We start from the raw sequence: 10,283 nt of genomic DNA, 5'->3' as shown, positions 1-10,283 counted from the left end.
GGCCGAGATGATGTCGCTTGATGGTTTTTCGCAGGGCACGCAGGACTATCCCGACCGTTCGACCACGTTGATCCTGCAAGTCGGCGATCTCGTCTCCGGCACGCCGCTGTTGCTCGAAGGTCCCGGCATCGAAACCAGCGCCACGATCGCGCCGGCACAGATGCCGCGCCATTTCGTCGAGCAGTGGAAACAGAACATCAAGCGCTTTCCGCGTGGCGTCGACATCATCCTCGTCACATCAGGCGGCATTGCCTGCCTGCCGCGCACGACGCGCATCAAGACGATGGAGGCGTAAGATGTATGTCGCGGTAAAAGGTGGCGAAGCCGCAATCGCCAACGCCCACAGCCTGCTTGCCGACCGCCGGCGCGGCGACCGTTCGGTGCCGGCGCTTCGCCTCGACCAGATCGTCGAGCAGCTGGCGCTCGGCGTCGACCGGGTGATGAGCGAAGGCTCGCTCTACGATCGGGAGCTGGCCGCGCTCGCCATCGTCCAGGCGCGCGGCGACATGATCGAGGCGATCTTCCTGGTGCGCGCCTATCGCACCACGCTGCCACGCTTCGGCTACTCCAAGCCGATCGACACCGCCACCATGCTGGTCGAGCGGCGCGTGTCGGCGACCTACAAGGATCTGCCCGGCGGCCAATTGCTCGGGCCCACCTTCGACTACACGCACAGACTGCTCGATCCCGAGCTTGCCGCGGGGGCCGAGGTCGCCGAGCCCTTGCTGCGCGAGACGGAAGCGCAAGCCATGCCGCGCGTTTCGGCCATCCTCGCCCGCGAAGGCTTGATCGAACCGGATGGCGACATGCCGCAGGACCATGTCCCCGGCGACATCACCCGCGAGCCGCTGGAATTCCCAATGGCGCGCGACATCCGCCTGCAGGCGCTGTCGCGCGGCGACGAGGGCTTTTTGCTGGCGCTCGGCTATTCCACCCAGCGCGGCTATGCCCGCAACCATCCCTTCGTCGGCGAGATCCGCATCGGCGAGGTCGAGCTCGAGTTCGACGTTCCCGAACTGCCCTTCGCTGTCCCGCTCGGCACTGTCCGCATCACCGAATGCCAGATGGTCAACCAGTTCAAAGGCTCGGCCAAGGCGCCGCCGCAGTTCACCCGCGGCTACGGCCTGGTCTTCGGCCAGAGCGAGCGCAAGGCGATGGCGATGGCGCTCTGCGACCGGGCGCTGCGCGCGAAGGAGCTCGGCGAGGATGTCGTCGCCGCGGCCCAGGACGAGGAGTTCGTCATCTCACACTCCGACAATGTCCAGGCGACCGGCTTCGTCGAGCATCTGAAGCTGCCGCACTATGTCGATTTCCAGGCCGAACTCGACCTCGTGCGCCGCATGCGCGCCGAACACGACGCCCACCAAAACCCCGTGAAGGTCGAAGAGAAGCGGGAGGCCGCGGAATGATCGAAGGGCTTTCCCACATGACCTTCATCGTCCGCGATCTCGAGCGGATGACCAAGATCCTCGAGGGCGTATTCGACGCACGCGAAATCTATGCCAGCGATGCCGAGCAGTTCTCGGTGTCGCGCGAAAAATTCTTCCTGATCGGCGACATCTGGGTCGCCATCATGGAGGGCGAGCCCTTGCCGGAGCGCAGCTACAACCACATCGCCTTCAAGATCGATGACGCCGATTTCGACCACTATGCCGAGTGCATCGGCAAGCTCGGCCTCGACATGCGCCCGCCGCGCCCGCGCGTCGAGGGCGAGGGCCGCTCGATCTATTTCTACGACGACGACAACCACATGTTCGAACTGCACACGGGCACGCTCAATGAGCGGCTGGCGCGCTACGCCAAGGGATTTGAGGTCGCATCATGACCGACATCGCCACCTACAACTTCGCCTATCTCGACGAACAGACCAAAAGGATGATCCGCCGCGCGATCCTCAAGGGCATCGCCATCCCGGGATATCAGGTGCCGTTCGCCTCGCGCGAAATGCCGATGCCCTATGGCTGGGGCACTGGCGGCGTCCAGGTCACCGCTTCGATCATCGGCCCAGACGATGTGCTCAAGGTGATCGACCAGGGCGCCGACGACACCACCAACGCGGTCTCGATCCGCGCCTTCTTCAAGAAGGTCGCCAACGTCGCGGTGACGACCGACACCGCCAGCGCCACCATCATCCAGACCCGTCACCGCATTCCCGAGCATCCGCTGACGGCGGGCCAGGTGCTGGTCTACCAGGTGCCGATCCCGGAACCCTTGCGCTTCCTCGAGCCACGCGAGACCGAAACGCGGAAAATGCATGCGCTGGAAGAATACGGCCTCATGCATGTGAAACTTTACGAGGACATCGCCAAACACGGCCGCATCGCCACCACCTATGCCTATCCGGTCAAGGTCGAGGGCCGCTATGTGATGGACCCGTCGCCGACGCCGAAATTCGACAATCCCAAGATGCACCGCTCGCCGGCGCTGCAGCTGTTCGGCGCCGGGCGCGAAAAGCGCATCTATGCGGTGCCGCCCTTCACCGAAGTGGTCAGCCTCGACTTCGAGGATCATCCGTTCGAGGTGCAGACCTTCGACCAGCCCTGCGCGCTGTGCGCGGCCGAGAATGTCTATCTCGACGAGGTCATCCTCGACGACCATGGAGGCCACATGTTCGTCTGCTCCGACACGGATCATTGCGAGAAGCGGCGGGCGGACGGCCATCACGGCCACCTTGCTTCAGAGAACCATCTTGCCTCGGAAAAAATGGAGCCGGCGCAATGACCGACGAACCGCTGCTGCGCGTCTCGGCGCTCTCCAAATTCTACGGCTCGCGCGTCGGCTGCGACAACGTCTCCTTCGACCTGTGGCCGGGCGAAGTCCTGGCTGTGGTCGGCGAGTCCGGCTCCGGCAAGACGACATTGCTCAACTGCCTGTCGACGCGGCTGCTGCCCTCCTCCGGCAGCGCCAGCTACCGCATGCGCGACGGCCAGTTCCGCGAGCTCTACCGCATGAGTGAGGCCGAGCGCCGCTTCCTGATGCGCACCGACTGGGGGTTTGTCCACCAGAACCCGGCCGACGGCCTGCGCATGACGGTGTCGGCCGGCGCCAATGTCGGCGAGCGGCTGATGGCGGTCGGCGACCGCCACTACGGCAAGATCCGCGCCACCGCCGTCGACTGGCTATCGCGCGTCGAGATCGACGAGGACCGCATCGACGACGAGCCCCGCGCCTTTTCCGGCGGCATGCGCCAGCGCCTGCAGATTGCCCGCAACCTCGTCACCGGCCCGCGTCTGGTGTTCATGGACGAGCCAACCGGCGGCCTCGACGTCTCGGTCCAGGCGCGCCTGCTCGACCTGCTGCGCGGTCTGGTCACCGATCTTGGTCTGGCGGCCATCGTCGTCACCCATGACCTTGCCGTGGCGCGGCTTTTGTCGCAGCGCATGATGGTGATGAAGGACGGCCGCGTCGTCGAAAGCGGTCTCACCGACCGCGTGCTCGACGACCCGCGCGCGCCTTACACGCAATTGCTTGTTTCCTCGATTCTGCAGGTTTGACGATGACGCAAACGACTGACGATTGGAGAACCTTCTGATGGCAACCCCGCTCGTTGTTTCCGGCGTTGCCAAGAGCTTCACCATGCATCTGCGTGACGGCATCAAACTGCCTGTTGTCGCCGGTGTCTCGTTCTCGATCAGGGCCGGCGAATGCACCGTGCTCGGCGGCCCGTCCGGTGCCGGCAAGAGCTCGATCCTGAAGATGCTCTACGGCAACTACGCCGTCGACGAAGGCCAGATCATCGTCACGCATGATGACGGGCTGATCGACCTGGCCACCGCCAGCCCTCGCACCGTGCTTGCGGTGCGCCGGCAAACGATCGGCTATGTCAGCCAGTTCCTGCGCACCGTGCCGCGCGTTTCGGCGCTCGATGTCGTCGCCGAACCGCTGGTCGAGCGCGGCGAGGATCGCGAGATTGCCCGCGGCAAGGCGCGCGCCTTGCTGGCACAGCTCAACCTGCCGGAGAAACTCTGGGCTTTGCCGCCTGCGACCTTTTCCGGCGGCGAGCAGCAGCGCGTTAACATCGCGCGCGGCTTCATCACCGAGCATCCGATCCTGCTGCTCGACGAACCGACCGCTTCGCTCGACGCCAGGAACCGCGACGTCGTGATCGAACTCATCGCCGCCAAGAAGGCGGCTGATGTCGCCCTGCTCGGCATCTTCCATGACCACGACGTGCGCGAGGCGGTTGCCGACCGCATCATCGACGTCACCGCGTTCGCGTCCGGAAAAATCGCCGCATGACCAGGAAATTGTCCGAGACGCCGCTGGTCCACCCGACGGCGGATGTACAGAATTCGACGCTCGGCCGCTGGACCGAGATCGCCGACCGCAGCCGGGTCTCGGAAAGCGAACTCGGCGACTATTCCTACATGATGCAGGACTGCTCCGTCTGGTGCGCGACGATCGGCAAGTTCGCCAACATCGCGGCCAGCGTTCGCATCAACGCCACCAACCACCCGACCTGGCGGCCGACGCTGCATCACTTCACCTATCGCGCCTCGGACTACTGGGACGATGCCGAGCACGAGACAGAATTCTTCGCCCAGCGCCGCGCCAAACGCGTCACCATCGGCCACGACACCTGGCTCGGTCACGGCTCGACTATCCTGCCCGGCGTCACCGTCGGCGATGGCGCCGCGGTCGGCGCGGGTGCGGTGGTCTCGAAAGATGTCGCGCCCTATACCATTGTCGGCGGCGTGCCGGCCAAACCGATCCGCGAGCGCTTCGATCGCCGCACGGCCGAACGCTACCAGGCGCTCGCCTGGTGAGACTGGGACCATGCAAGGCTGCGCGCCGCGTTGGATGATTTCCGGGAGCTTGAGGCCGAGACGTTCCTAGAGAAATATGGTGGATAGCGACGTCCAGGAATGGCGGTCACTGACGCGGGGCAGCGGGGCATTATCACAAACCGCCCCGGCCCCTACTATCCGCATGACATGCCTCTCGACACCAGCATCGGCGCCATGACGGCCCTTGTCTGGAACGCTTGATGGCACCAGCTCGCCAGGCCCGCGTTCCAAATCACCTTCGACTGCTGACCCAGGGTCGACACTAGACTCCAGCCTGTGGAGCGTAACAAAACTGACATCACCGCGACACGGCAGGTTCATGTGGCTGCGCTAGGCGAGAGCCTGACGATCAATGGTCCGGACCTGGAACCTGCCCCCATGCCAGCAAATTCCGCCACGCTCGAAATCCGCGGTGTCACCCGACGATTTGGCAAGAACACTGCCGTCAGCGACATCAACATCGCGATCCCGCAGGGTCAGATGGTTGGCGTCATCGGCCGTTCGGGCGCCGGCAAATCGACCCTTCTTCGCATGATCAACCGTCTCATCGATCCCAGCCAGGGGTCGATTTTTTTTGACGGCGCCGAGGTCTCCCAGCTGCGCGGTTCGCCACTACGGCGCTGGCAGCGCGATTGCGCCATGATCTTCCAGCAGTTCAACCTGGTGCCGCGCCTCGACGTGCTGACCAATGTGCTTCTCGGCCGGCTGAATCACCGCTCCACCATGTCGAACCTGCTCGGCATCTTCTCCCGCGAGGAACGAGCCGAGGCGATAGCAGCGCTGGAGCGTCTCGATATCGCCCGCACCGCGCTGCAGGCCGCCGGCACCTTGTCGGGTGGCCAGCAGCAGCGCGTCGCCATTGCCCGCGCGTTGATGCAGCAGCCGAAGGTGATCCTCGCCGACGAGCCGATCGCGTCACTCGATCCGCTCAACGCCAAGGTGGTTATGGATTCGCTGCAGGATATCAATTTGCGCGAAGGCATCACCGTGATCACCAACCTGCACACGCTGGACACGGCCCGCACCTATTGCAACCGTATCATCGGCATGGCTGCCGGCAAGGTCGTCTTCGACGGCCCGCCGGAAGAGCTCAACCGCGAGGCCGTGCGCATGGTCTACGGCGCCGACAGCAGCGGCGGCGAAATCTCCGAGGCCATCACCTCGACCAGTGTCATCATCAAGCAAAAAATCGCCGCATCCGCCGGACCGCTTGAGCCAGCCTTTCCTGGTTACTGAGCGACCTGGATCGCCAGCCCGCGTCAAGGGCATCATATCCCAACGCAGCCGGCGCGATGCCGGGACCAACAGGAGAGAGACGAGATGTTTAGAAAGATACTTTTCGGTGCCGTTTCCGTCATGGCCATGGCGATGGGCTCGGTCCAGGCACAGGATCTGAAGGAATTCCGCGTCGGCATTCTGGGCGGCGAGAACGAAGCCGACCGTCTGCGCAACTACCAGTGCTTCGCCGACCACATCAAGCAAGTTCTCGGCGTCGAGAAAGTTTCGCTGTTCCCGGCCGCCGACTACGACGGCGTCATCCAGGGTCTGCTCGGCGGCACGCTCGACTATGCCGAACTCGGCGCTTCCGCCTACGCCAAGGTCTACCTCGAGAACAAGGACGCGGTTCAGCCGATCCTGACGACGGTCCAGACCGACGGTTCGACCGGCTACCATTCGGTTATGGTCGCCCGTGCGGATTCCGGCATCAAGACACTCGCTGACATGAAGGGCAAGAAACTCGGTTTCGCCGATCCCGATTCGACTTCCGGCTACCTGGTCCCGGTCACCTCGCTGCCCAAAGACATCGGCATGGATGTGAAGAGCTATTTCGCGTCGACCGGTTTCGGCGGCGGCCATGAACAGCTTGTCCTTGAAGTTCTGAAGGGCACCTTCGATGCCGGCACCACCTGGGCCTCCGGCGTCGGCGACTTCAAGGATGGCTACAGCTCCGGCAATCTGCGCAAGATGGTCGACAAGGGTGTCCTCAAGATGGACGACCTCGTAGAGTTGTGGCAGTCCCCCTTGATCCCGAACGGCCCGCTGGTCATACGCACCTCGCTCGACGCCGACACCAAGCAGAAGATCACCGATTTCCTGACCAAGCTTCCGCAGACCGACCCGGCCTGTTTCGCGGCGGTGCAAGGCGGCGACTTCAAGAGCTATTCGCCGGTCACCCCGGAATTCTATCAGGCGATCATCGACGCTCGTAAGGCGAAGATCGGCTCGTAAGCCAAAAGGCACGACGCCGCCGGGGCCAAAGTGCCGCCGGCGGCGTTGCCGCGTCACGGGCTGGGGAACCATCGATGAGTGCGACCGAAATTTACCGCGCGCCTGCGCTCTCCACGGAAGGAGCGTTAGCCGAGCGGCACTGGCGCGACCTCGCCGCTCGCCGGCGCCTCTACACGATCGGAGGCCTGGTTTTCCTGTTGCTTGCGCTCTCGGGCTCGCTCTGGTTCGCCAATGAGACCAACGCCGGAAAGTTCTTCGACCGCCTTCCCCACATCGCCGACTTTTTCGTCGAATTGAAGCCGCGCGACTGGTTCGACCCGGTGCGCGCGCTGTTCGACCTGCCGTCGCCCTATGACGATGGCAGCCTCAAATTCGACTATCCCGAAGGCCGGGTCTACCTGACCCAAGGCATCTACATTCCGGAGTATTTCTACCGGATGATCGAGACCCTGAACATTGCGCTGTTTTCGACCCTGGTCGGCTCCACCTTCGGTTTCCTGCTCTGCTTCCTGGCTGCAAGCAACGTGACGGCCAGCCGCTGGCTCCGCTTCACCACGCGCCGCTTCCTCGAAATTGTCCGCGCCTTTCCGGAAATCGTCATTGCCGGCTTTTTTCTGGCGATTTTCTCGCTTGGGCCCATTCCAGCGATCCTCGCGGTCAGCATCCACACCGTCGGCGCGCTCGGAAAAATGTTCTACGAAGTGGTCGAGAACGCCGACATGAAGCCTGACGAAGGCTTGCGGGCCGTTGGCGCCAACTGGGTCGAACGGGTGTGGTTCGGCATGGTGCCTCAGGTTCTGCCCAACTTCATGAGCTATTTCCTGCTCCGCTTCGAGATCAATGTGCGCGCTTCGACCATTCTCGGTGCCGTCGGCGCCGGCGGCATCGGCGAATCCCTGCGTCTTTCGATCAGCCGGGGCCATGAGGCCAAGACCATAGCCATCGTGTTTCTGCTGTTCTGCACGATTGTCGCCGTTGACCAGTTTTCGGCATGGCTGAGACAACGTCTCGTCGGCAGGCAGGCGTTCGCATACGGGCGCGGAGAGTAACGCAATGAACGCCGACGCCATCAACGACATCGCCGCTCGCTATCCCGATGCGTTTCAGCGGCCTTTATGGAAGCGCTATGCCGCCCCGTTCGGCATCCTTCTATGCATCCTCTACACCTTTTACTGCTCGTGGTTCTTCTCGATCGGCATCGTTCTCGGAAAGGCGAACTGGAACCTGGCCGGCGCTTATCTCGCCGACTGGGTGTCTTACGAAATCCGCCCGGACATCGAATTCAAGGACGGCTATCTGACCATCGACTACTCTCGTTTCTCCAAACTGGGATCCAATCCAAATCCCGACTGGGTTATCAAGCAGATTGCCGAGGTCGAGCGGCGGGTCGACGCCGCACCGGCACCGGCGACCGCGACCGACAAGTCGTCGCAGGGTTCGTTCATGGCGGCTGGCGCGCCAACGGCCGAGAATCCGGCCCCCTCGCCAGACAAACCAGTTCCGGCCGCGCCCAAAACGGTGCGCGAAAAGGCCGTGGTGGCGGCGACCGTCGTCCTTGGCAGCGGCCAGATCGCCATTGCGCCAAATCTTGTCACGGTGACGCGCGGCGCCGAAAGCGTCGTCTTCGACATTGCCAAGGACAGGTCTGTCACGCCGCGCACACCGCTGCCTGACTGGATAGAGCAACGCAAGCCAGGTTCGACAGCCTATGTCTCGTTCGGATTTTTGGGCCGCGCTGAAGTGCAAAATGACGAGGTGATCGCCTGGAGGCGGTTTTTTGGTTGGGCGAATTTTGTGTTTGACACGAATTCGCCATTCTGGGGAAAATCGTTTGGCGAGGTCGCTTCATTGATCGTCTCCGGAGAACGCATCGATCCGTCGAGGTCAAACGCAGCGCTTGCCTGGGACAACATCCTCTACAATGCCGAGTGGCAACACGGCGACGTGTGGCTGAAGCTTCTGCAAACCATCGTCATGGCTTTTGTCGGCACAGTGTTGGCCTCGGTCGTCGCCTTTCCGCTCGCCTTCCTGGCTGCGCGCAACATCACGCCGAACTGGTTGACCAACCAGGCGACAAAACGCTTCTTCGACTTCCTGCGGTCTGTCGACATGCTGATCTGGGCGCTGTTCTTCACCCGCGGCTTTGGTCCGGGGCCGCTGGCCGGCATGTCGGCGATCTTCTTCACCGATACCGGAACCCTGGGCAAGCTCTATTCCGAGGCGCTGGAAAACATCGACGACAAGCAGCGCGAAGGCATCCGCTCGGTGGGCGCCACACCAACAATGGTGCAACGCTACGGCGTGCTGCCTCAGGTTCTGCCAGTGTTCCTTAGCCAATCCCTCTATTTCTGGGAATCGAACACCCGCTCGGCGACAATCATCGGCGCCGTCGGTGCCGGCGGCATCGGTCTGAAATTATGGGAAGCCATGCGCACCGGCACCAACTGGGCCAATGTTTTCTACATGGTGCTGTTGATCCTGATTGTCGTTTTTGTCTTCGACAATATCTCCAACTATCTCCGCCGCAAACTGATGGGGACCGTCGGAAACGGCAACGACGAGCGCGCGCGGGGCGCCTCCGCCCGCCTGCTGCCGGCGGCTTAGACCACGATCCTGAATCGAAGGTCGACGAAGCAAAGGTGGTACCGGTTTTGCTTCGCCGACCTTCGGCTCGCGTCTCAGGCGCCGGCCCTCTTCCACCCGTTCCTGATATGCTTATACCCATCCCGATAAACCGCTTCAGGGCTCTCGGAAAAATCGCGCCACACCTTCGTTGCCGCCGCCAAATCCTTGAGCGAACGGCCGAACGCCTCGATCGTCAGCCAGTCGTCATAGCCGCTCTTGCGGATGGCGGAAAACGTTTCGGTCCAGGGAATGTTGCCGCGCCCCGGCACGCCGCGATCATTCTCCGAAATATGGATATGCACGACATTCCTGCGGTGTTTCGTGTAGGCGCCGATCGGGTCGGCCTCCTCGATATTGGCGTGGAAGGTGTCGTACATCGCCTTGATGTGCGGCCGGTCGATGGCGTCGATATGCTCCGACAAATCCGCCATCGTGTTGAGGAGATAGCATTCGAAGCGGTTCAGCGCCTCGAGCCCGATGGTGACGCCCTTGTTGCCGGCATGGTCGCCGATCGCGCGTTGCGAGGCGACGGAGCGCTTTTTCTCGGCAGAGGTCGGTCCGGAGCCGGAAAACGACCCGAGCGTCGAATGCAGCGGGCCGCTCAGCGTGTCGGCGCCAAGTGCCTGCGCGCAGTCGATCGCC

11 protein-coding genes and 1 pseudogene are annotated in these 10,283 nt (G+C 63.0%); 11 read left to right on the top strand and 1 reads right to left on the bottom strand.

Annotation, left to right across the window (positions count from 1 at the left end; all coding sequences use genetic code 11):
- The 11 genes and pseudogenes from phnH to phnE (EN984_RS09685) form a co-directional block, all read left to right on the top strand.
- Window positions 1–295, top strand: a 295-nt coding sequence (gene phnH / locus EN984_RS09735; RefSeq protein ID WP_127383719.1) for a phosphonate C-P lyase system protein PhnH, incomplete at its 5' end; no start/stop codon positions are given.
- A 1-nt stretch (window position 296) separates the two neighbouring features.
- Window positions 297–1,409, top strand: coding sequence for a carbon-phosphorus lyase complex subunit PhnI (locus EN984_RS09730; protein WP_127267991.1), 1,113 nt, complete (start codon window positions 297–299; stop codon window positions 1,407–1,409).
- The gene (gene fosX, locus EN984_RS09725; protein WP_127267990.1) at window positions 1,406–1,825 is read left to right on the top strand and encodes a FosX/FosE/FosI family fosfomycin resistance hydrolase; all 420 of its coding nucleotides are present in this window, start codon (window positions 1,406–1,408) and stop codon (window positions 1,823–1,825) included. Before EN984_RS09730 ends, fosX begins: the two co-directional genes overlap by 4 nt.
- Window positions 1,822–2,721: an alpha-D-ribose 1-methylphosphonate 5-phosphate C-P-lyase PhnJ gene (locus EN984_RS09720; RefSeq protein ID WP_127267989.1), complete on the top strand. Its 900-nt coding sequence runs from the start codon at window positions 1,822–1,824 to the stop codon at window positions 2,719–2,721. The genes fosX and EN984_RS09720 overlap by 4 nt, the downstream gene beginning before the upstream one ends.
- Complete coding sequence (gene phnK, locus EN984_RS09715) at window positions 2,718–3,494, top strand: phosphonate C-P lyase system protein PhnK (RefSeq protein ID WP_127267988.1); 777 nt, start codon at window positions 2,718–2,720, stop codon at window positions 3,492–3,494. The genes EN984_RS09720 and phnK overlap by 4 nt, the downstream gene beginning before the upstream one ends.
- Window positions 3,495–3,531: 37 nt before the next feature.
- Window positions 3,532–4,239 carry a phosphonate C-P lyase system protein PhnL gene (phnL, locus tag EN984_RS09710; protein WP_127267987.1) on the top strand — a complete coding sequence of 236 codons (708 nt, stop codon included), beginning with the start codon at window positions 3,532–3,534 and terminating at the stop codon, window positions 4,237–4,239.
- A pseudogene (locus EN984_RS09705) lies at window positions 4,236–4,853 on the top strand (DapH/DapD/GlmU-related protein). Before phnL ends, EN984_RS09705 begins: the two are co-directional and overlap by 4 nt.
- 312 nt (window positions 4,854–5,165) lie before the next feature.
- Entirely contained in the window at window positions 5,166–6,023 is an 858-nt protein-coding gene (gene phnC / locus EN984_RS09700) for a phosphonate ABC transporter ATP-binding protein (protein WP_127267986.1), read from the top strand.
- A gap of 84 nt (window positions 6,024–6,107) precedes the next feature.
- Complete coding sequence (gene phnD / locus EN984_RS09695) at window positions 6,108–7,016, top strand: phosphonate ABC transporter substrate-binding protein (protein ID WP_127272208.1); 909 nt, start codon at window positions 6,108–6,110, stop codon at window positions 7,014–7,016.
- 74 nt (window positions 7,017–7,090) lie between these two features.
- Window positions 7,091–8,065: a phosphonate ABC transporter, permease protein PhnE gene (gene phnE, locus EN984_RS09690; RefSeq protein ID WP_127271835.1), complete on the top strand. Its 975-nt coding sequence runs from the start codon at window positions 7,091–7,093 to the stop codon at window positions 8,063–8,065.
- Between the two features lie 4 nt (window positions 8,066–8,069).
- Window positions 8,070–9,620, top strand: coding sequence for a phosphonate ABC transporter, permease protein PhnE (phnE, locus tag EN984_RS09685; RefSeq protein WP_127272207.1), 1,551 nt, complete (start codon window positions 8,070–8,072; stop codon window positions 9,618–9,620).
- 74 nt (window positions 9,621–9,694) lie between these two features.
- On the opposite strand, the gene EN984_RS09680 is transcribed toward phnE (EN984_RS09685), so the two are convergent.
- On the bottom strand, window positions 9,695–10,283 hold a 589-nt coding region (locus tag EN984_RS09680; RefSeq protein WP_164765421.1), incomplete at its 5' end, for a sugar phosphate isomerase/epimerase.

This window comes from Mesorhizobium sp. M7A.F.Ca.CA.004.12.1.1 (assembly GCF_003997835.1).
In the GTDB taxonomy this organism is placed as follows: domain Bacteria; phylum Pseudomonadota; class Alphaproteobacteria; order Rhizobiales; family Rhizobiaceae; genus Mesorhizobium.
This window is presented reverse-complemented; position numbering and strand designations above follow the sequence as displayed.